The sequence below is a fragment of the Flavobacterium circumlabens genome (assembly GCF_004345565.1).
Taxonomy (GTDB): domain Bacteria; phylum Bacteroidota; class Bacteroidia; order Flavobacteriales; family Flavobacteriaceae; genus Flavobacterium; species Flavobacterium circumlabens.
This window is the reverse complement of the sequence record NZ_SLWA01000011.1, coordinates 152,492-173,110: the sequence shown is the minus strand read 5'-3', so window position 1 is coordinate 173,110 and position 20,619 is coordinate 152,492. Positions and strand designations below refer to the sequence as shown.

The following is a 20,619-nucleotide window of genomic DNA, read 5'->3' as shown; positions in this document are numbered from 1 at the left end:
AGATTCTTAGATTCTTAGATTCTTAGATTCTTAGATTCTTAGATTCTTAGATTCTTAGATTCTTAGATTCTTAGATTCTTAGATTCTTAGATTCTCCATAAAATCCATTCGTAAACGAATGGATTTTTTGTTGTATGGTTTCCGGCAAAACCTGAAAACTGAAACCCGAAACCTGAAAACTGAAATTTTTCAACCTCTAACTTTTAAGTAACTCTAAAAAAGAGTAGTTTTGATTTTGGAAAAATAAGGAATAACCGTATTTTTGCATCACAAAATAAAAAATCAGTAATGGGAAGAGCGTTCGAATTTAGAAAAGGAAGAAAAATGAAACGTTGGTCTGCAATGGCCAAAACATTTACCCGAATTGGTAAAGACATCGTTATGGCCGTTAAAGAAGGCGGACCTAACCCTGATGCCAATTCCAGATTAAGAGCTGTAATACAAAACGCCAAAGCGGCCAACATGCCTAAGGACAATGTTGAGCGCGCTATAAAAAATGCCAGCAATAAAGATACTGCCAATTATAAAGAAATTTTGTTTGAAGGATATGCTCCTCACGGAATTGCCATTTTGATTGAAACTGCATCTGACAACAATAACAGAACAGTGGCTAATATCCGCAGCTATTTTAATAAATGCAACGGAACGATGGGAACTCAGGGTTCTGTTGAGTTTATGTTTGACCATACTTGTAATTTCCGAATTGCAAAAGGTGCCCTTGATCCTGAAGAATTAGAATTGGAATTAATTGATTTTGGAGCAGAAGAAGTATTTGAAGACGAGGACGGAATCTTAATCTACGCTCCTTTTGGAAGCTTTGGAGCTTTACAAAAAGAATTAGAAAACAGAGGACTTGAAATTTTGTCTTCCGGTTTTGAACGTATTCCTCAAATTACCAAAGAACTGACTGAAGCTCAAATTGCTGATGTAGAGAAATTAATCGAAAAAATTGAAGAGGATGATGACGTAATGAACGTTTATCATACGATGAAAGAAGAATAAAAATACTACCCGTATAAGCAAAGCCCTGAAAATTTTCAGGGCTTTTTTTGCTTTACATTGTTTTTATTTTAATTATGAAAAACCATATTAACTATTATATTTGCAACTGTCCCTATTTTTAATTTAAAAACCGATCCCATGAAAACATCAAAATACACCAAATACGCCGTAATCATTCTGGTAATAGTATTCGTAGTGCTTAGCGTAATTAGCTAAAAAGATCAGAATAAAAATGAAAAAGCCTTCTGAAGTATTAAATCAGAAGGCTTTTTCATTTTTTCAATTAATTGTTTGTTGGTACTTTGAAGTTATTTTTTCGAAGGTGTATTTGTTATCTTGAGCAAATAGGTTCCTTCGGGCAGATCACCAATATTTGTTGCATTGCTTCCCATAATTTTTTTCCCTTGCGAAAAAACCTCAACACTTTTAGATCCCGTATAGGTATCAGCTGAAATTACGGTAGCTGGTGTCTTTACCGGAGTTGTCGCTTTTACAATGACAGGAACAGCTTTTTTTACTGAAGATGAACTAGTTTCAGTTAAAGCCGGAGCAGTTGATTTTGAGCTGTTGTAAGACTCCATTACCTGTTCATCTGTCATTGCTACACTGTATAATCTGAGATCATCAATATCAGCATTAATACCAACTGTTGCGTTTAATTTTCCTATATTCAAAATATACCCTTTCGTTAAGCGCGAAATTCCATCTACTGACTTTAATAATTCACCATTACGGTAAATTTTTGACGCATTTCCATCATACGTAATGCTGTACTGATACCAAACCTCTTTCGCAAGCGGTACTGAAACAATGACATCATTTCCAGTTCCCCAGCCAGCCAGGCTTAAATCGGAATTTCCGTTAGAAGAAGCGTGTTGCAATAATCCAAAATACTGGGCATTTACCGCACCGCCATACCCCAAAATATAATTTGGTGCAGTAATAGTATTAAATTTCACCCAAATTGAAATAGAGCGTGGTTTATTACCTTGAGGAAGATCACCCACTACAGCCTGAAAAGCTTTGTTGGTAAGTCGGAGAGCACTTTTAGGAACTCCCATTCTGTCCGTTACAAAAGCAGGGGTTCCCAAAAAGGAAATTGTATTATCTGTATTATTTAAATTCCCATTGAAATTAAATTCCTGAACAGGATTCTGCGCACTCGTATTTAAAAAAGTTACAAACATTAAAGTGAGTAATAATTTTCTCATATATATAAATTTTAGGGGCCTGTTTTTAACTCACACTAATTTTTAAGTACCTTTTATCCTGGCAAAATAATAACCAAAATGATTGTTTTAAAATATTAATTATATTTATTAATACTTTTTAAAAATCTGTTAAAACTATAAATTTAATTCAATATTACCAAACGCTTCTTACATATAAATAGAGAATTCTCACATAAATAAAAAATAATAACACTACAAAAACAGCAGCATCCATTATTTATAAAAAACACCGCAAAAGCGTTCCATCGCTCTGTTGACGGGGTATCTTAGTATTACTTTTTTTTAAGGAAATGGTAATTTATAAAAATCAAAAAGCCTGCTGATGCTACAATTCAGAAGGCCTTTTTTTTACTATTCAAAATTTAAAACTTAAAACAACATAAAAAACTAACTAATCTATACTAATCAAAATCTTATACTTAATTTGAAGTTATTTTTTTTGAGGCAACATTTGTTATTTTCAATAAATATGTTCCTTCCGGTAAATCATTAATATTCATTCCGTTCCCATTATTTCCTGCTACTTTTTGCCCTTGCGAAAATACCTCAACATTTTTGGAGACATTAATATCCCCGGCAGAACCAATTGTAGTTGAAGGATTTTTTAAAGCTGCTTTAGATTTTGAAGCTTTTACAGCTGCCTTTTCAGCTGTTGTATTTTCTACTATCATAACAACAGAAGGCTTAGAACTTGTATAGGATTGTAAAACCTGTGAATCTGTTAAGGCAACATTATAAATCTTCAGGTCATCAATATCCGCATTAATACCAATTGTAGTATTTATTTCTCCGAGTCTGAAAATATTTCCTTTGGTTTGGCGTGAAACTCCAGTGACCGATTTCAGTAATTCACCGTTACGGTATATCTTAGATACAGTTCCGTCAAAAGTAATGCTATACTGATACCAGACATCTTTTAATAAGGTCGCTGAAACAATAATATCATTGCTTGGTCCCCAGCCTGCGAGACTTAAATCTGAGTTGGAAGAAGCAGTACCTTGCTGTAATAATCCGCAATATTGGGCATTATAAGCTGTCCCGTAACCCCAAATATAATTAGCAGAAGCAATATCATTGAATTTAACCCAAACCGATACTGTTCTGGATTTATTATTTTGTGGGAGATTGTCGATAACAGCTTCCATGGCTTTATTAGCAAGACGCTGTGCTCCTTTGATAACTCCGTTCCTGTCCGTAACGAAATTCCCTGTACCAATAAATGAAGTTGTATTATTGGTATTATTTAAAGTAGCATCGAAATTGAATTCCTGAATTGGTGTTTGCGCATTAACATTCAAATAACTTACAAACAATAATGTAAGTAGTATTTTTTTCATAGTTGTAGGTTTAGGGTATTATAAAACAGTGTGTCATTTTAACATTACTAAACTAAATTATAATGCATTTGGACAGAAATTTTTCCGTTAACGAACCTAAATAATCGTTTAAATAACCAAATTTGATGATTTTGACGATTCAATTATATTTATTTATAACTTAGGTGTTTTTATTAAAATACTAATTTTACTTCAAACAAAAGAATAAAGTCTTACGTATAAATACGGTATTCTCACTTAAACCAAATTATTAACATTTAAAAAAACCGGAACTAAAAGCCATTATTTAGATTTTGATTAAAAAAAAACTCCATCCGCAGAAACGAATGGAGTTTTGTATCTAAAAGTTTTTTAAACTATTTTATAAATTCAATTTTTTGAACTTCTTCTTCATTAACACTGTCAAAGAAGCCTTGTTCGTTCATCCATTCATCACTAAACACTTTACTCATGTAACGTGATCCGTGATCGGGGAAAATAGCAATAATGTTACTGTCCTTTGTAAATTCGCCTTCTTCTGCATATTGCTTAATGGCCTGCATTACCGCTCCTGAAGTATAACCGACAAATAAACCTTCTTTTCTGGTAATCTCCCTTGCTGAGTGGGCACTTTCTTCATCTGTCACCTTGATAAATTTATCAATAATATCGAAATCTGTAGCAGACGGGATTAGGTTTTTACCTAAACCTTCGATACGATAAGGATAAATTTCTTTATTGTCGAACTCTCTTGTTTCGTGGTATTTTTTCAATACGGATCCAAAAGCATCCACACCTAGAATTCTAATATTTGGATTTTGTTCTTTTAAGAATTTTGCTGTTCCGGAGATAGTTCCTCCCGTTCCGCTGCAGGCAACAAGATGTGTGATTTGGCCTTTTGTCTGTTCCCAGATCTCAGGACCAGTAGTGTTGTAGTGCGCATCAATATTTAACTGATTAAAGTATTGATTAATGTAAACCGAACCTTTCGTTTCTTCGTGTAATCGTTTAGCGACATTATAGTAAGATCTTTCATCATCTGCTGAAACGTGCGCCGGGCAGACATATACTTTAGCTCCTAAACTTCTTAGCATGTCAATCTTATCTTTCGATGATTTTGAGCTTACTGCCAAAATACAGTTGTAACCTTTTATAATGCTTACCATTGCTAAGCTAAATCCTGTATTTCCAGATGTTGTTTCAATTATGGTGTCTCCTGGAGAAAGAATTCCTTTTTTCTCGGCTTCTTCAATAATATATAACGCTATTCTATCTTTTGAGGAATGTCCCGGATTAAAAGCTTCGACCTTTGCGTAGAAATTTCCTTCTAACTCTTCGGTGATTTTATTTAGCTTAATAAGTGGGGTGTTACCTATTAACTCTAAAACATTATTATAAGCGTTTATTTCTTCTTTCATAAAAAAATAGTTAATCAAAGGCATTTTTAAATAACCTCGATAGGTTGCAAATTTAACAAAAATTTTCTAATTAGCTTTTAATTTTTTCTAAATCTAATAAAAAACTAAATTCTTTTGCTAAGTCTTTCAGTGCTTCAAATCTTCCTGAAGCACCACCATGTCCGGCGTCCATATTGGTATCTAAAAACAAAAAATTATCATTTGTTTTCAGTTCTCTCAATTTGGCTACCCACTTGGCCGGTTCCCAATATTGCACTTGTGAATCGTGCAATCCTGTAGAAACGTACATATTTGGATAATGTTGTGGCTGTACATTGTCATAGGGCGAATAGGATAACATATAATCATAATATTTTTTATTGTTTGGGTTACCCCATTCATCATATTCTCCTGTTGTTAAGGGTATACTGTCGTCAAGCATTGTCGTAACGACATCAACAAAAGGCACCTGGGCAATAACTCCGTTGTACAATTCCGGGGCTTCATTGATGATAACTCCCATCAATAATCCTCCTGCTGACCCTCCTTCTGCATACAAATGTTTAGAAGAGGTAAACTTTTCGTTAATTACAAATTTAGAGCAATCGATGAAATCTGTAAAGGTATTTTTCTTTTTTAACAGTTTTCCGTCTTCATACCATTGTCTTCCTAAGTCCTCTCCTCCCCTGATATGGGCAATTGCGAAAACAAATCCACGATCTAACAAAGAAAGTCTGGTTGACGAAAAATAAGTATCCATTGTCATTCCGTAAGAACCATAAGCATAAAGCAAAAATGGGTTTTTTCCGTTTTTCTCAAGGCCTTTTCTGTAAATCATAGAGATCGGAACTTTTACCCCGTCTCTGGCAGTAGCCCAAATACGCTCTTCAACGTAATTTTCTTTATCAAACTTTCCTCCTAAAACCTCTTGTTCTTTTAAGATTTCTTTGGTTTTAGTTTTCATATTAAAATCAATAACAGAAGAAGGCGTTGCAAGCGATTGATAGCTGTAACGCAAAATATCTGTATCAAAATCTATATTTGTTGTGGTGTACGCATTATAAGTTTCGCTTCCAAATGGCAAATAATAATCCGGTTCATCATTCCAGGGCATAATACGAATATGATTTAATCCGTTTGAACGCTCTTCAACCACTAAATAATTCCTGAAAATTTCGATATCTTCCAGCAAAACATCTTCGCGATGCGGAATAAGATCTGTCCAGTATTTCTTTCCGGTTTTGTTTTCAGGCGTTTTCATCAACTTAAAGTTCGTCGCCTTATCTTTATTGGTTAAAATGTAAAAGGAGTCTTCATAATGCGAAATACTGTACTCTAAGCCACGTACACGAGGCTGAAACACTTCAAACTCTCCATCCGGATTATCGGAGTTCAGAATTCTGTATTCCGTCGTTAATGTACTTCCTGAACCTATTACAATATATTTTCTTGATTTTTCTTTGCTGACGGAAACATTAAAAGTATCATCGGTTTCATTAAAAACCAATACATCTTCTTTTGAGTCGGTATTTAATTTGTGTCTGAAAACCTTATCAGCTCTTAAAGTAACTTCGTCCTGTTTGGTGTAAAAAATAGTATGATTATCATTGGCCCATACAGATCCTCCTGTAGCATTTTCGATTTTATCTTCAAGGATCTTCCCGGTTTCCAAATTCTTAAACTGAATCGTGTAAATTCTTCTTCCCACAATATCAACACCGAAACTTGCGAATTTATTATCCGGACTGATGCTTAAACCTCCCAGTTTAAAGTAAGCATGACCTTTCGCTAATTCATTACAATTGAATAAAATTTCTTCCGCAGCAGAAAGGCTGCCTTTTTTTCTTGAAAAAATCGGATAATCCTGTCCGGTTTCAAAACGTGTTATATAATAGTAGCCATTATAAAAATAAGGAACAGAAGCATCATCCTCTTTAATTCTTGCTTTCATTTCGTCATACAAAGCATTCTGAAAATCCTTTGTATGTGCTGTCATACTTTCGTAATAAACATTTTCCTTGTTTAGATAATCAATAACCTCAGGATTCTCACGATCATTGAGCCAAAAATAATTATCGATTCGGGTTTCTTTATGTTTCTTTAATTTTTTAGGAATTTGATTGGCTTTTGGAGCAATTATATCGTTTGGCATGAATTAAGCATTAGTTTTTATATAAGAAGGAGCAAAAGTACTATAAACACAATAGAACAGAATTAATATTTTCATAAAATATTATATTGATTTCATACAGCAATATACTAATTTTGTATGAAATAATTTAAAATCAACAAAAATGGATTTAATGGGAATGATGGGCAAACTTAAAGAAACCCAACAAAAAATTGAAGATACAAAAAAGCGCCTTGATACCGTCCTAATCGATGAACAAAGTGCTGATGGATTATTGAAGGTAACCTTAACCGCTAATAGAAAAGTGACAGCCATCTCAATTGATGACTCTTTACTGGAGGACAAAGAACAACTGGAAGATTACTTAATTGTAACGTTAAATAAAGCGATTGAAAAAGCAACAAGTGTAAATGAAAAAGAACTTGATGCCGTTGCAAAAATGGATATGCCAATGATTCCGGGAATGGATGATCTTTTTAAATAAGGTTTAAAAAAGAGACAAAGGTTCAGAGGGACAAAGGCGCAAAGGTCTTGATTTTGTAAACTTTGAACTTTCTAAACAAAAAAAAGACGCACTTTGTGCGTCTTTTTTTTTTAACCCTTTGTACCTCTGAACCTTTGCTTCTTTGTACCTTTTTTTTTAAATTTTCGAAAGTGTCTCAAGCACATACGTATGCATAACCTCCCTGTAATCTAAATGAGTTACAATTCGGAGTTTATTATGACCCATTGAACTTATGGAAATATTTTTCTGTTTTAATTTTTCTATTAAAAGCTGGTCGCTGTAACCTTCCGCGAGCGAAAAAATCAAAATATTCGTTTCAACAGGTTGTACAGCCGATACCCACGGTTTTGTGCTTAGAATTGCTGCGATTTCTTTTGCTCTTCTATGGTCCTCTGCCAGTCTTTCGATATTATGTGCCAGGGCATACAAGCCTCCCGCAGCCATATAACCTATCTGACGCATTCCTCCACCAAGTATTTTTCTGATTCTCAACGCCCTATGAATATCTGCTTTGGTTCCTAATAAAACAGAACCAATCGGAGCCCCTAATCCTTTAGACAAACAAACCGAAATCGTATCGAAAATAGCGCCAAATTCTTTCGGATTTTGTCTTTTAGCCACTAATGCATTCCAGATTCTCGCGCCATCAAGATGAAATTTCAAATTATTGGCATCACAGACTTTTTTTATTTCTCTTAAATCTTCTAATTCATAACAGGCACCACCGCCTTTATTAGTGGTATTTTCCACACAAACCAAACTGGTCAGCGGACTATGATAAGATTCCGGATCATTGATAGCCGCAGCCACCTGGGCCGCATTTATCATTCCACGGTGTCCATCGATCAGACAACAGGAAACACCGCTGTTAAAAGACACTCCGCCACCTTCATAATTATAAATATGTGCGTATTTGTCTGCAATTAATTGCTCTCCGGGCTGCGTGTGTAATTTGATTGCTGTTTGATTGGCCATAGTTCCAGACGGAAAAAAAAGTCCGGCTTCCATTCCAAAAAATTCTGCTACTCTGTTTTCAAGTTCAATGACTGTAGGGTCTTGTTTATATACGTCATCGCCAACCTGGGCGTTAAACATATACTGCAACATTTCGAGTGTAGGTTTGGTAATGGTATCGCTAATTAAATTTATTTCCATATTCTAAAAACTATGTCTTATTTTTGTACAACAAAATTACGTATTACTGATAGTTATTCGAGATAAGTTTTAATAAACTTTAACGTGTGAATATCCCAGAACCAAATTAACGTAATATTTATAAAAAACATATAAAACTAGTATTAATTTATGACAACTACCGAACAAATAAAAGGTATTGTGGAGCGCCTTGGTGCGTTGAGGAGGTATCTTTGACGTTGATGCCAAACTAATCGAAATTGCCAACGAAGAAGAAAAAACCTTCGCTCCTGACTTTTGGAACAATGCCAAAGAAGCTGAAATTATTGTAAAGAACCTTCGAAACAAGAAAAAATGGATCGAAGATTACAATAAAGCCATCGAGCTGACAGATGAATTACAGCTGGCGTATGATTTTTATAAAGAAGGGGAACTTTCTGCTGAAGAATTAGACGAGCATTACAGTAATACACAAACGCATATCGAAAACATAGAATTCAAAAATATGCTTTCTGATGAAGGCGATAGTCTGAGTGCTGTGGTTCAGATTACAGCTGGTGCAGGCGGAACCGAAAGTTGCGACTGGGCCGGAATGCTAATGCGTATGTACATGATGTGGGGAGAAAGCTACGGATTCAAAATAAAAGAACTTAACTTCCAGGCTGGAGAGGTAGCAGGTATCAAAACCGTTACTTTGGAGTTTGAAGGCGATTATTCTTTTGGATACCTAAAAGGAGAAAATGGTGTTCACCGTCTGGTCAGAATCTCACCTTTTGACAGTAACGCCAAACGCCATACCTCATTTGCATCTGTTTATGTATATCCGCTTGTTGACGACAGTATCGAAATTGACATCAATCCGGCTGATATCGAAATTACAACTTCCCGTTCCAGTGGTGCCGGAGGACAAAATGTAAATAAGGTTGAAACCAAAGTACAATTGGTTCATAAACCAACCGGAATTCAGATTCAATGTTCTGAAACCCGTTCACAGCAGGATAACAGACAACGTGCCATGCAAATGTTACGTTCCCAGTTATATGAAATTGAGCTAAAAAAGCAACAGGCTCAACGTGCTGATATTGAGGCCGGAAAAATGAAAATCGAATGGGGCTCGCAAATACGAAATTACGTTATGCAGCCTTATAAACTGGTAAAAGATGTTCGTACAGGCTATGAAACCAGCGATGTTGATGGTGTAATGAACGGAAATATCGATCCTTTCCTGAAAGCATTTCTAATGATGATGGGACAGAGAGAAGAGGAATAAGTGTGCAGTCGCTCCCGATAGCTATCGGGATCAGTCGCAGTACCGTAAGCGTAAACTGAGACCTGAAACCTCAAACTTGAAACTTGAAACTAAAAATAAAGTTATGATAAAATGGGCAGATGTAATTCGTTTTACGAATAAAGGAAATCCGGCTCCTGAAAAAAGAGTGGAAAAAACGGAAGAAGAATGGAAGCAGCTTTTAACCGCTGAAGAATATCAGGTAACCCGTTTAAAAGGAACTGAAAGATCTTTCAGCTCTGAATTATGCAGCTTATTTGATCCCGGAATTTACGAATGTAAATGTTGCGGCACTTTACTTTTTGATGCCAGCGAAAAATTTGAGTCCGGAACAGGATGGCCCTCATTCACGCAGCCAATCAAAGAAAATGCAATTGGATATCATGCAGACAAATCATACGGAATGATTCGTGTTGAAGTAATCTGCAATAGCTGTGATGCACATTTAGGACACGTTTTTCCTGATGGCCCTGAGCCAAGCGGATTACGTTATTGTATTAATGCTATTTCTCTTTCTAAAATAAAAGAGTAATTATAATTAAGTATTCTGAAAAGCGATTCGTTTACAAAGTGAATCGCTTTTTTTGCTTTATCCTGATTTTAAAATCAATTACTAATTAAGAAGAACTTTAAATACTAATCTTGCTGATAACGATACAAAATAAAAATAGCTTCCTTTGTAAATTCATCGTATTAATACTACTATTTTTAAAATAATTTTACTATTGTTAGAAAAAAACATTTAGTCGGTATATTTTTGTTTGATCCTTATTTTGAATGAATTAGAAAAAAACAGAATCTAATTCATTTTAGAATCAAAAATCTGCAGCTTACTTTTCTTATCCTGTCCTGCCTCTTTTATATAGAAAGTGAACAAGCAGACCTCCTGAGATTACCAAACAGCTGAAAAACTTTTAAGATACATATATGATAATCAACGAATAAGGTATTATCTACACATTATTATTACAGTTCTTTTTAAGTTTAAATATCAAATTTATTACAGATTCAAAAACTCTTACAGCCTTTAAAAATTATACATTGCTCAGGAATTTAGTAAGTTTTATGTTAAATTTGTAATATTTAAACTATTATTTAAAGAGTAGCGTAAAAAACTTCAAAATAAGATTAGGTAATTCGAATCAAATTTATTTTATTTGGCAAAAAATAACCCCATAATCAATTAATTAATTCTATGAAATCCTATTCAATTCAAGAGATTAACGAAGTCATACAAGGTGTAATTTACGGCACTACTTCTCAAAGTGTAACAGCAACAGAGCAGTTGGAAAAAGCAACAACTTCTGAAATTTCTTTCATAGGAAATAAAAAATATGAAAAATTATGGGAAGCTTCAAAAGCTCCGATAGCAGTTGTTAACGAAGACATTTCAATTGAACCGGGAGATAATCGTGCTTTTATTAAAGTAAAAAATGCGGACTTGGCCATGTCTCAGATTCTTGCTCTTTTTGCACCACCTACCCCGTTATTTCATAATGACATTCACAAAACAGCAGTGATAGACGAAACCGCTATTATTGGTGAAGGAAGTAAAATTGGTGCTGGCTGTTATATCGGCCCAAAAGTAGAAATTGCAGCAAATGTTACCATCTATCCAAACGTTACTATTTTAGACGAATGTACTATTGGCAAAAACACAGTGATTTGGTCTGGAGCAGTAATTCGTGAGCGTTGTCATATTGGTAACGACTGTATTATTCATCCCAATGCAACAATCGGTGCAGATGGTTTCGGATTCCGTCCCTGCAGCGAAAAAGGTCTGGTAAAAATTCCACAAATCGGAAATGTAATTATAGGAAACGGTGTTGAAATTGGAGCAAATACTTGTGTTGACCGTGGAAAATTCAGTTCTACAATTCTAGGAGATGGCTGTAAAATTGATAATTTAGTTCAGATCGGGCATAACAGTAAATTAGGTAAATTTTGTATCATGGCCGGAAACAGTGGTTTGGCTGGTTCTGTAACTCTTGGAAATGGAGTAATAATTGGTGGAAGCGCCTCTATCAAAGATCATACGACTATAGGTGACGGAGCCATTGTTGGTGCCGGATCAGGAGTTGTCGGAGATATTCCTGCCGGAAAAACCATGCTGGGATATCCTGCTGTAGAAGCTCGTGATGCCTTAAAACAATGGGCAATCCTAAAAAGAATGGTTTGCGATTCTAAAAAATAATTTAAAAAATAGAAAAACATACAAAACAGGAGTTCGCTTCTGTTTTTTTTTGCTCTAAATTGTCAAAACGGTCAAAATTTCAATTGCAAACAATTCAGTTTATTATATTTATTTCAATTGATTTTGTAAATTAGCACACACTATTTTGTAAAAACATCAATAACTTATGGATTTAAACTTCAATAAAAACGAAGATCACAATAAACTATTACTTTCTGATTTAAAACAAAGATTTGCCAAAGTCAAATTAGGCGGAGGCGAAAAACGAATTGCAAAACTTCACGCAGAAGGCAAAATGACTGCCCGCGAACGCATCGATTACTTATTGGACGATAACTCCAAAAGTATCGAAATCGGAGGATTTGTCGGAGATGGAATGTATGCCGAACACGGTGGCTGTCCTTCCGGAGGTGTTGTAATCAAAATAGGATACATAAAAGGAAAACAATGTATTGTTGTCGCCAATGATGCCACTGTAAAGGCCGGAGCATGGTTTCCAATCACAGGAAAGAAAAACCTGCGTGCCCAGGAAATTGCAATGGAAAACAGATTGCCAATTATATATTTGGTAGACAGCGCAGGAGTTTACCTGCCGCTTCAGGATGAAATTTTTCCGGACAAAGAACATTTCGGCCGTATTTTTAGAAATAATGCTCAAATGAGCAGCATGGGAATCACGCAAATAGCCGCTGTAATGGGCAGTTGTGTTGCCGGTGGAGCCTATTTGCCCATTATGAGTGATGAAGCTTTAATCGTTGATAAAACCGGAAGTATTTTTCTTGCCGGAAGCTATTTGGTAAAAGCAGCCATTGGAGAAACGATTGATAATGAAACTTTAGGCGGCGCAACAACGCATTGCGAAATTTCGGGCGTAACCGATTATAAAGCAAAAGATGATGCAGACGCTTTAGATAAAATAAAAAACATTGTAGACAAAATTGGTGATTTTGATAAAGCCGGCTATAGCAGAATTAAAGCCGAAAAACCTGCCTTAGACCCGACAGCTATTTACGGGATTTTACCAAAAGCCAGAAACGAGCAATACGACATGATGGAAATCATCAATCGTCTGGTTGACAATTCTGAATTTGAAGCCTACAAAGAGGGATACGGACAATCACTCATTACCGGTTATGCCAGAATTGACGGCTGGGCTGTAGGTATTGTAGCCAACCAAAGAAAAGTAGTAAAAACCAAAAAAGGCGAAATGCAATTTGGCGGTGTTATTTATTCAGACAGCGCCGATAAAGCAACCCGCTTTATTGCCAATTGCAACCAGAAGAAAATTCCATTGGTTTTTTTACAGGATGTGACCGGTTTTATGGTAGGATCAAAATCCGAACATGGCGGAATCATTAAAGATGGTGCTAAAATGGTAAATGCGGTAAGTAACTCGGTAGTACCTAAATTTACCGTAATTGTTGGTAACTCTTACGGAGCCGGAAATTATGCAATGTGCGGAAAAGCCTATGACCCAAGATTGATTTTTGCCTGGCCAAGCGCAGAACTTGCTGTTATGGGAGGAACTCAGGCCGCAAAAGTACTGGCTCAAATTGAGGCTTCTTCACTTAAAGCGAAAGGAGAAATTGTAGATGAAGCCAAAGAAGCAGAATTATTTGCAAAAATAAAAGCCCGTTACGACGAGCAGACCTCGCCTTATTATGCAGCTTCAAGATTGTGGACAGATGCTATTATTGATCCGTTAGACACCAGAACCTGGATTTCTATGGGTATAGAAGCAGCCAACCACGCTCCTATTCAAAAACAATTTAATCTGGGTGTCATTCAGGTATAATTTTTAAGGGATTCTTAAAATGGGTTAAATAAAAAGTAAAAAACTTATTTTCAGGTACTTAAAATTAAATATATGATTAAAAATTATTAACTTAGTGGGTAATTTTTAATAACGTAGTATCATGGAAAATGTAAAAAGTTTAAATAAATGGGCCAATGCGCACACTTATTTACCAGTAGATTTAGTACGTATTGTATTGGGTGTTTTTTTATTTATGAAAGGGATTTCGTTTGTAACCAACGTTCAGTATCTGCATGATTTAATTTCTCCGATAGACCAGTTTGGAGGCGGAATGTTTCTCTTACATTACATTGCGCCGGCCCACATGATTGGTGGAATTATGATTTTCTTCGGATTACTTACACGCTGGGCAATAGCGGCACAATTACCCATATTATTTGGAGCTGTTCTGGTCAACTCTTTGGGACATATGCACTCTGAAAGTTTAATTCTGGCAGTAATAGTATTGCTGGTTTGTATTTTCTTTTTGTTTTATGGAGGAGGAAAACACTCTGCTGATTATTATTTCAAAATGCAACAATAACATTATTTTATCCTCAATGGTATCAAAAAATCTTTGAGGATAAAATAATAAAGCGTCTTTTGAGCGTTAATTAATTCTATAAAATTTCTTTAATTGTGTTTTATGCGTTAATTTCGCCGCTATGAACTGGATTCGTAAAACCGTTATTTTTGTTTCACTTTTGATTGTAGCTTTCTTCGCTTCTCAGACGAATGAGATTGCTATAGAAAAAATCGAAAGTCAAAAAACGGATACAACGTTCTCTGCTGAAACACCCGATTCTTTAGCTTTTATACAACCTCAGGCAAGTTATCAATTTGCTGCAAATATAAAAACCAACTACCTTGTCGTAGGAAAATGGTTTGATTCTATATTGATGGTCATTCCATCTCATCAGGCGGTACAATCAGTAACCAATTTCTCCAATCAACATTTAAACCAGAGTAAAAGAGTCTTACTTCTGCTCTTTCCTTTCCATTATTTTTGGTAGTTAATTTTTTGAATCTTTAATCGGAAGAATCCTTTCTTTCCAAGTCATTAAACTGTTTTCAAAACGAAAACCGTTTATTATTTCATTCAATTAATACAACAAAAATGGATACAAGTGTAACTATAATTGGTATTGTGATTGCGATCATAGTAGCCATTCCCGTATATTTTTCTGCCAGGACAAGTGCAGTCAACAAAGCAAAAATTTTAGATATAAAAAGAAGATTCAATCCAAATCATCCGCAGGATTTTGATGTAACAGAATCTCAAAGCAACAAAACGCTTACCATAGATCAAAAAAACAGAAAATTTATTTTAATGAATTTCAATCCAAATCAACAGGAATCTATATATGTTGATTTAAAAACGGTTTCATCCTGTAAGCTGGTTTTAACTTCTGACTCGAACTCAGAGACTATACTAAAAATTGATTTTGAATTTCACGAAAAAGAAAGTTCAAAGAAAATCATAATTCCTTTTTATGATTTCGATGACGACCGTATCAAACAAATAAGTGCTTACCAAGATCATATGTTTGCAAAAAAATGGCTTAAAATCATTCAGGATTCTATTTAATGTTAGTTATTTAATTCACCGGAGAGACCCATAATTGGGTCTCTTTTTTTATACCTCTAATATGACAATTATCATTTTATCTGTTCGTCTCAATAAGTATTTTTGATAAATCCAAAAGACACTTTTATGAAAATTTCTCTCACTCAAAAATACAATGTTCCTGGCCCGAGATATACCAGTTATCCAACAGTTCCGTATTGGGATGAAAGTAATTTCACAGAACAAAAATGGGTAGAATCCTTTCAAAAATCATTCGCAGAAAGCAATTCTGAAAACGGAATCAGTTTATACATACATTTGCCTTTTTGCGAAAGTATGTGTACGTTTTGCGGGTGCAATAAACGAATTACAAAAAATCATTCTGTTGAGGAAACTTATATCAAAGCACTTTTAAAAGAGTGGAGTTTATACTGCGGGTTACTTCCGAAAAAACCACTTATAAAAGAAATACATTTGGGCGGAGGTACGCCTACCTTTTTTTCGGTAAATAATTTAGAGCATCTTATAAATGGCATTTTTTGCTTTGCCAATAAAGCGGAGCATTATGAATTTAGTTTTGAAGGCCATCCTAATAACACCACGTATGAACAACTTAAAAAATTATATGATTTAGGTTTCCGCCGGGTAAGTTTTGGTGTTCAGGATTATGCCGAAAAAGTTCAGAAAGCAATTCACAGAATACAGCCTTTTCACAATGTAGCGAAAGTAACTTTTTGGGCAAAAGAAATTGGCTATACTTCTATCGGACACGATCTGATCTTTGGTCTGCCTTTTCAGAATATCGAAAATATAGTGGATACTATTGAGAAAACAAATTCTTTAAAACCGGACCGACTTGCTTTTTACAGCTACGCACACGTACCCTGGATAAAAGGAAATGGCCAGCGTGGTTTCAATGACGAAAACCTTCCTAAAGATATCGAGAAACGAAAACTTTATGAAGTTGGAAAACAATTGCTTTCTAAAAACGGTTATCATGAAATTGGAATGGATCACTTCGCCTTAACTTCTGATAGATTATACAAAGCGTCACAAAATAATAAACTACATAGAAATTTTATGGGTTATAGTGCTTCCAAAACTCAGCTTATGATCGGATTAGGAGTTTCTTCCATTAGTGACAGCTGGTACAGTTTTGCACAAAACACTAAAAATATCGAAGATTATTATCAACTGTTGGAATGGGATAAACTGCCTGTTGTTAAAGGTCATATTCTTACTAATGAAGATCTGATTATTAGAAAACACATCCTAAATTTAACCTGTGAATTTGAAACTTCCTGGACAGACAAAAACCTTTATTTTAATGAACTTCCGGATGTTTTATTAAGTTTAAAAGAAATAGAAAAGGACAATTTAATTTGTATTGAAGAAAATAGAATCAGAATTACAGAAGCCGGAAGACCTTTTGTCCGTAATATTTGTATGGCGTTTGATTTACATCTAAAAAGAAAATCACCGGAAACCAATTTGTTTTCGATGACTATTTAAAAAAAAATTAATGACAATTTGGAGTCTGCTGTACAAATAAACTCATATTGGACGGAGATACATACGGAATTCCCAGACCTAAACCCCTTAATATAAACAGCACTCCAATAATTACAGCTATATAAGGAATTACTTTTTGAATTCTATTTCTAAAAGATGCTGTTATTATGGAATTGATGTATAAAACAATTGTCATTAACGGTACTGTTCCTAATCCGAATAAAAGCATATACAAAACGCCAAAGCCGGCACTTTGCATTGCTATTGCTCCAAACAAAGCGACATATACCATTCCACACGGGAGAAATCCGTTTAGTAAGCCAATTATGAAAAGTGACTTGTAACTCCTGTTTTTAAATTGAGTTCCTAAACCTGATTTTATTTTTGAAATGACTTTATAGACTGGTTTCGAAAAGTTGTATTTTGAAAATATTTTTTCCGGGATCAAAACTACAAGTATCATGGCCAAACCAATAAAAATCGATAGTTTTTGTTGTAAACCAGCCAGGAAAAAAAACCTTCCTAACAACCCGAAAATTAATCCGATAGTTGAATAAGCTGCTAATCTTCCTAAATGATAGGTTACAATTTGGGTTACTTTTTTTGCCTCATTCTGGCGATCGACCGGTAACATCATAGCAATTGGTCCACACATTCCAATGCAGTGAAAACTACTAATCAGTCCAAATATAAAAGCCGAATACAACATTTTGCTCTTTATTAATTTACGTAAATTACTTCCTTAGACAAATATTTTATTCCATTGTATTGCCATTCCATACTGACATCCCAACTTCCTTTAATTAATTTTTCATGAGAAATCAACAAAGAATTGCCTGTCAGGCTAATGGCGGTATTAAAATCAAATTTTTTGTTTGATGGACGATACAACAATACATTCCCTTTTATTTTTTCACTTGCAAATGTATTGGGGAAAGTTATTTTCAAACCTTCAGCCGTATAAACCATAGCAGGTTTATCTTTTAGATCATGTGCATTTTGAATTCGTGCCATCTCTTCCTGAAAATGCGAATCATGTTTGTAATATTCTTCGACAACCAAGTCGTTATCGTATTTACTATTCGATTGTACTTCAAAAACAAAGTACAGAATAAAGGTCATAAATAATCCAAAAGCGATTACTACTCCTGTTCCCCAGTTAATTTTCATGGTATTATTTTTTTAATTAAAACTTCTTGGTCCCAGAAAATTTGTTGTGGAAGTTTCCAGCAACTGTTTCCCGTTATAAATTCCGATTTTCACTTTGGTCTTGTCACTTTCTAAAAGCGCCTGATCAATTTCTATAAAAAGAGTTCCTTGTGAAATTCCTTCTTTCAGTACTTTAAAATGTTGATTTCCTACGTTTTTAATATCGCCTTTCTGCTCTATTAACTCAAAATGAATATCATTGTAGTCTTTCATCGTTTTATTTACAATCTTATACGTATACACATTGCTGATTTTATCTCCTTTGTGTTGAAAAAGTTGGCCCGGCAAACGTAAAATAATAGCCTGAACATCTGTTCTTAAAAACAACATCCCTACAAAAACACTTAACAAAATAAACAAGACTGCTGTGTAACCTTTCATTCGGGCAGTGAATTTAAAAGGTTCTTTTTTCTCGATTTCATCTTCAGAAGCATATCGGATAAGACCTTTTGGCAATCCCACATTTTCCATGATGTCATCGCATTCATCAATACAAGCGGTACAATTGGTGCATTCTAACTGTGTTCCGTTTCTAATATCAATTCCCATTGGACAAACGTGCACACACTGGTTACAATCTATGCAATCCCCTTTTCCTGTTGACGCTCTGTCTTCTTTTTTATTGAATTTTGCGCGACCGGTATTTTTTTCACCCCGAACAAAATCGTAAGCTACATTTATGGATTTATTATCTAAAAGGACGCCTTGTAAACGACCATAGGGACAGGCGATAATACAAACCTGCTCCCGAAACCACACAAAAACAAAATAAAAAACAGCTGTAAAAATAAGCAGTGCCATAAAATTACTAGCCTGTTCAACTGGCCCTTGTTTGATCATTAGGAATAATGTGTCACTTCCGACGAGATAAGCCAGAAAGACATTTGCGATTCCGAAAGAAATTAAAAAAAATACAAACCATTTTAATACTCTTTTACGAATTTTTTCGGTGTCCCATTTTTGCCTAGATAAACGTAATTGTGCTCCACGATCTCCGTCAATCCAATATTCAATTCTTCTGAAAACCATTTCCAAGAAAATGGTTTGGGGACAAATCCATCCACAAAAAATTCTTCCAAAGACAACTGTAAACAAGATGACAAAAACTACTCCCACAAGCATCGATATCACAAAAAGATAAAAATCCTGCGGCCAGAATGGAAACCCAAAAATATTAAACCGACGTTCCAGAACGTTGAACATCATAAACTGGTTCCCGTTTACTTTTATAAATGGGTTCGCAATTAATATGGCAAGCAATACATAACTGACCCATTTTCTGTATTCATAAAACTTACCAGACGGTTTTTTAGGGAAAATAAATTTTCGCTTACCACCTTCATCAATTGTTCCGATAGTATCTCTAAATGCTTCGTCTGGTAAATTTGACATGATTTTCTATTATTTAACTTGAGTACTATCTACCGCTTTATTTGCTGCCGTATCCTTTTTTGGCATGTTTTCATCAACCCAAATTTCACCATCAGCTTCCTTGGGGTCTTTCGGATTACTTCCTTGAAGAGACAAAATATAACTCGCGACTTTTTGAATTTCTTTAGGTTTTAGAGTTCCTTTCCAGGAAATCATTCCTTTTCCGTCACGCCCGCCATTGGTTATGGTATGGAATAGATTTTTAATTCCACCCCCTAATATCCAATGATTATCGGTTAAATTTGGTCCAATTTGCCCGCCTCCGTCAGCACGGTGACAAGCGGCACAATTGGTGGTGAAAATTTCCTTTCCGGCATCTAAACTTGGTGCATCCGTTAATAAAACAACTGTTTTTTCATCCATTAAATCCGGAGCAGTCTTTAGATATTCTTCTACCTCAATTTTTGCCTGCGCCATTTCTTTTTTGAGTTCGATTTCCTGATCATCTCCTCCGAAAACGTCATAACGCGCCACATAAACTACTCCAAAAACAATACAGATGTAGAACAAATAGACCCACCATGGTGGCAAATTGTTGTCTAATTCCTTAATACCATCATAATCATGATCCATTAATAAGTCGCCTTCTCTTTCAATTGGCTGTGTCTTCGTTAGTTTTTGCATCAGGTTTTTATACCAGCTGCTTTCCTTTAAAGTCAGACTGTTTTCGTACTCTAATTTTGCCTTTTCTTCCGGTGTCATCAATTGGTACATCACACGATTAACAGCGCTCAACGTAATTTCGATAGCAATCAGAATAAAAACAAATACAAATAAAAAGACCGAAACCATTGGGTATTTTATAAAAGCAGGCCTGTCACCGGAGTCTATAAAATATTCCATCAAAGCAAAAACGATGAAGAAAATTACAGGGACTCTTACATATATCGGGAAAAATTTTTTCAT

General features: G+C 34.9%; 20 protein-coding genes. 10 read left to right on the top strand and 10 right to left on the bottom strand.

The annotated features are described in order from the left end of the window. Nucleotides 1-70 precede the first annotated feature (70 nt). Nucleotides 71-193, bottom strand: coding sequence for a hypothetical protein (locus tag EV142_RS24550; protein ID WP_262710755.1), 123 nt, complete (start codon nucleotides 191-193; stop codon nucleotides 71-73). A 95-nt stretch (nucleotides 194-288) separates the two neighbouring features. On the opposite strand from EV142_RS24550, the gene EV142_RS21655 reads away from it, so the two are divergent. Next, on the top strand, nucleotides 289-1,002 hold the full coding sequence (locus EV142_RS21655) for a YebC/PmpR family DNA-binding transcriptional regulator (RefSeq protein ID WP_132037933.1): 714 nt from the start codon (nucleotides 289-291) through the stop codon (nucleotides 1,000-1,002). 308 nt (nucleotides 1,003-1,310) lie between these two features. On the opposite strand, the gene EV142_RS21650 is transcribed toward EV142_RS21655, so the two are convergent. From EV142_RS21650 to EV142_RS21635, 4 genes are all read right to left on the bottom strand, one after another. Beyond that, the gene (locus tag EV142_RS21650; protein ID WP_132037932.1) at nucleotides 1,311-2,213 is read right to left on the bottom strand and encodes a LamG domain-containing protein; all 903 of its coding nucleotides are present in this window, start codon (nucleotides 2,211-2,213) and stop codon (nucleotides 1,311-1,313) included. Nucleotides 2,214-2,653: 440 nt separating this feature from the next. Then, nucleotides 2,654-3,571: a LamG domain-containing protein gene (locus EV142_RS21645; RefSeq protein WP_132037931.1), complete on the bottom strand. Its 918-nt coding sequence runs from the start codon at nucleotides 3,569-3,571 to the stop codon at nucleotides 2,654-2,656. Nucleotides 3,572-3,927: 356 nt separating this feature from the next. Then, nucleotides 3,928-4,968, bottom strand: a complete 1,041-nt coding sequence (locus EV142_RS21640) for a PLP-dependent cysteine synthase family protein (protein WP_132037930.1) — start codon at nucleotides 4,966-4,968, stop codon at nucleotides 3,928-3,930. Nucleotides 4,969-5,038: 70 nt separating this feature from the next. Next, a complete protein-coding gene (locus EV142_RS21635) occupies nucleotides 5,039-7,099 on the bottom strand; it encodes a S9 family peptidase (protein WP_132037929.1) in 2,061 nt (686 codons plus the stop codon). A gap of 142 nt (nucleotides 7,100-7,241) precedes the next feature. Here EV142_RS21635 and EV142_RS21630 point away from each other — a divergent pair, with 142 nt between their 5' ends. Further along, nucleotides 7,242-7,562 carry a YbaB/EbfC family nucleoid-associated protein gene (locus EV142_RS21630; protein ID WP_132037928.1) on the top strand — a complete coding sequence of 107 codons (321 nt, stop codon included), beginning with the start codon at nucleotides 7,242-7,244 and terminating at the stop codon, nucleotides 7,560-7,562. A gap of 156 nt (nucleotides 7,563-7,718) precedes the next feature. Here the strand turns inward: EV142_RS21630 and EV142_RS21625 are convergent, their stop codons facing one another. Continuing rightward, complete coding sequence (locus EV142_RS21625; protein WP_132037927.1) at nucleotides 7,719-8,738, bottom strand: threonine aldolase family protein; 1,020 nt, start codon at nucleotides 8,736-8,738, stop codon at nucleotides 7,719-7,721. A 150-nt stretch (nucleotides 8,739-8,888) separates the two neighbouring features. On the opposite strand from EV142_RS21625, the gene prfB reads away from it, so the two are divergent. The 8 genes from prfB to hemN all read left to right on the top strand — a co-directional run bounded on the left by prfB (nucleotide 8,889) and on the right by hemN (nucleotide 17,073). After that, nucleotides 8,889-9,987, top strand: a protein-coding gene (gene prfB, locus EV142_RS21620) for a peptide chain release factor 2 (protein WP_132037926.1) whose coding sequence is annotated in 2 segments (ribosomal slippage) — nucleotides 8,889-8,951 and nucleotides 8,953-9,987 — 1,098 coding nt in all. Because the reading frame shifts where the segments join, the coding sequence is not laid out codon by codon here. Between the two features lie 103 nt (nucleotides 9,988-10,090). Further along, the gene (gene msrB / locus EV142_RS21615) at nucleotides 10,091-10,537 is read left to right on the top strand and encodes a peptide-methionine (R)-S-oxide reductase MsrB (RefSeq protein WP_132037925.1); all 447 of its coding nucleotides are present in this window, start codon (nucleotides 10,091-10,093) and stop codon (nucleotides 10,535-10,537) included. A gap of 663 nt (nucleotides 10,538-11,200) precedes the next feature. Beyond that, nucleotides 11,201-12,199 (top strand): UDP-3-O-(3-hydroxymyristoyl)glucosamine N-acyltransferase, encoded by a 999-nt coding sequence (gene lpxD, locus EV142_RS21610; RefSeq protein WP_132037924.1) that lies wholly within the window; start codon nucleotides 11,201-11,203, stop codon nucleotides 12,197-12,199. A 166-nt stretch (nucleotides 12,200-12,365) separates the two neighbouring features. Further along, nucleotides 12,366-13,994 carry an acyl-CoA carboxylase subunit beta gene (locus tag EV142_RS21605; RefSeq protein WP_132037923.1) on the top strand — a complete coding sequence of 543 codons (1,629 nt, stop codon included), beginning with the start codon at nucleotides 12,366-12,368 and terminating at the stop codon, nucleotides 13,992-13,994. Nucleotides 13,995-14,115: 121 nt separating this feature from the next. Then, the gene (locus tag EV142_RS21600; protein WP_132037922.1) at nucleotides 14,116-14,538 is read left to right on the top strand and encodes a DoxX family protein; all 423 of its coding nucleotides are present in this window, start codon (nucleotides 14,116-14,118) and stop codon (nucleotides 14,536-14,538) included. 121 nt (nucleotides 14,539-14,659) lie between these two features. Next, complete coding sequence (locus tag EV142_RS21595; protein ID WP_132037921.1) at nucleotides 14,660-15,007, top strand: hypothetical protein; 348 nt, start codon at nucleotides 14,660-14,662, stop codon at nucleotides 15,005-15,007. A gap of 104 nt (nucleotides 15,008-15,111) precedes the next feature. Continuing rightward, the gene (locus EV142_RS21590; protein WP_132037920.1) at nucleotides 15,112-15,582 is read left to right on the top strand and encodes a hypothetical protein; all 471 of its coding nucleotides are present in this window, start codon (nucleotides 15,112-15,114) and stop codon (nucleotides 15,580-15,582) included. Between the two features lie 126 nt (nucleotides 15,583-15,708). After that, nucleotides 15,709-17,073: an oxygen-independent coproporphyrinogen III oxidase gene (hemN, locus tag EV142_RS21585; RefSeq protein ID WP_132037919.1), complete on the top strand. Its 1,365-nt coding sequence runs from the start codon at nucleotides 15,709-15,711 to the stop codon at nucleotides 17,071-17,073. 7 nt (nucleotides 17,074-17,080) lie between these two features. Here hemN and EV142_RS21580 read toward each other — a convergent pair whose 3' ends face one another. The 4 genes from EV142_RS21580 to EV142_RS21565 are packed head-to-tail and all read right to left on the bottom strand — an operon-like array spanning nucleotide 17,081 to nucleotide 20,619. Continuing rightward, nucleotides 17,081-17,782: a sulfite exporter TauE/SafE family protein gene (locus EV142_RS21580; RefSeq protein ID WP_132037918.1), complete on the bottom strand. Its 702-nt coding sequence runs from the start codon at nucleotides 17,780-17,782 to the stop codon at nucleotides 17,081-17,083. A gap of 11 nt (nucleotides 17,783-17,793) precedes the next feature. Beyond that, nucleotides 17,794-18,243 (bottom strand): FixH family protein, encoded by a 450-nt coding sequence (locus EV142_RS21575; protein ID WP_132037917.1) that lies wholly within the window; start codon nucleotides 18,241-18,243, stop codon nucleotides 17,794-17,796. Nucleotides 18,244-18,255: 12 nt separating this feature from the next. Continuing rightward, the gene (gene ccoG / locus EV142_RS21570; protein ID WP_132037916.1) at nucleotides 18,256-19,674 is read right to left on the bottom strand and encodes a cytochrome c oxidase accessory protein CcoG; all 1,419 of its coding nucleotides are present in this window, start codon (nucleotides 19,672-19,674) and stop codon (nucleotides 18,256-18,258) included. Nucleotides 19,675-19,683: 9 nt separating this feature from the next. Next, a complete protein-coding gene (locus EV142_RS21565) occupies nucleotides 19,684-20,619 on the bottom strand; it encodes a cbb3-type cytochrome c oxidase N-terminal domain-containing protein (RefSeq protein WP_132037915.1) in 936 nt (311 codons plus the stop codon).

What these genes read in the sequence shown, in the direction of transcription:
- EV142_RS21645 (WP_132037931.1), bottom strand. Translation starts at nt 3,571, where the DNA reads ATGAAAAAAATACTACTTACATTATTGTTTGTAAGTTATTTGAATGTT.
- ccoG (WP_132037916.1), bottom strand. Translation starts at nt 19,674, where the DNA reads ATGTCAAATTTACCAGACGAAGCATTTAGAGATACTATCGGAACAATT.
- EV142_RS21635 (WP_132037929.1), bottom strand. Translation starts at nt 7,099, where the DNA reads ATGCCAAACGATATAATTGCTCCAAAAGCCAATCAAATTCCTAAAAAA.
- msrB (WP_132037925.1), top strand. Translation starts at nt 10,091, where the DNA reads ATGATAAAATGGGCAGATGTAATTCGTTTTACGAATAAAGGAAATCCG.
- EV142_RS21590 (WP_132037920.1), top strand. Translation starts at nt 15,112, where the DNA reads ATGGATACAAGTGTAACTATAATTGGTATTGTGATTGCGATCATAGTA.
- lpxD (WP_132037924.1), top strand. Translation starts at nt 11,201, where the DNA reads ATGAAATCCTATTCAATTCAAGAGATTAACGAAGTCATACAAGGTGTA.
- EV142_RS21600 (WP_132037922.1), top strand. Translation starts at nt 14,116, where the DNA reads ATGGAAAATGTAAAAAGTTTAAATAAATGGGCCAATGCGCACACTTAT.
- EV142_RS21605 (WP_132037923.1), top strand. Translation starts at nt 12,366, where the DNA reads ATGGATTTAAACTTCAATAAAAACGAAGATCACAATAAACTATTACTT.
- EV142_RS21580 (WP_132037918.1), bottom strand. Translation starts at nt 17,782, where the DNA reads ATGTTGTATTCGGCTTTTATATTTGGACTGATTAGTAGTTTTCACTGC.
- EV142_RS21655 (WP_132037933.1), top strand. Translation starts at nt 289, where the DNA reads ATGGGAAGAGCGTTCGAATTTAGAAAAGGAAGAAAAATGAAACGTTGG.
- EV142_RS21565 (WP_132037915.1), bottom strand. Translation starts at nt 20,619, where the DNA reads ATGAAAAAATTTTTCCCGATATATGTAAGAGTCCCTGTAATTTTCTTC.
- EV142_RS21650 (WP_132037932.1), bottom strand. Translation starts at nt 2,213, where the DNA reads ATGAGAAAATTATTACTCACTTTAATGTTTGTAACTTTTTTAAATACG.
- EV142_RS21640 (WP_132037930.1), bottom strand. Translation starts at nt 4,968, where the DNA reads ATGAAAGAAGAAATAAACGCTTATAATAATGTTTTAGAGTTAATAGGT.
- hemN (WP_132037919.1), top strand. Translation starts at nt 15,709, where the DNA reads ATGAAAATTTCTCTCACTCAAAAATACAATGTTCCTGGCCCGAGATAT.
- EV142_RS21595 (WP_132037921.1), top strand. Translation starts at nt 14,660, where the DNA reads ATGAACTGGATTCGTAAAACCGTTATTTTTGTTTCACTTTTGATTGTA.
- EV142_RS21625 (WP_132037927.1), bottom strand. Translation starts at nt 8,738, where the DNA reads ATGGAAATAAATTTAATTAGCGATACCATTACCAAACCTACACTCGAA.
- EV142_RS21630 (WP_132037928.1), top strand. Translation starts at nt 7,242, where the DNA reads ATGGATTTAATGGGAATGATGGGCAAACTTAAAGAAACCCAACAAAAA.
- EV142_RS21575 (WP_132037917.1), bottom strand. Translation starts at nt 18,243, where the DNA reads ATGAAAATTAACTGGGGAACAGGAGTAGTAATCGCTTTTGGATTATTT.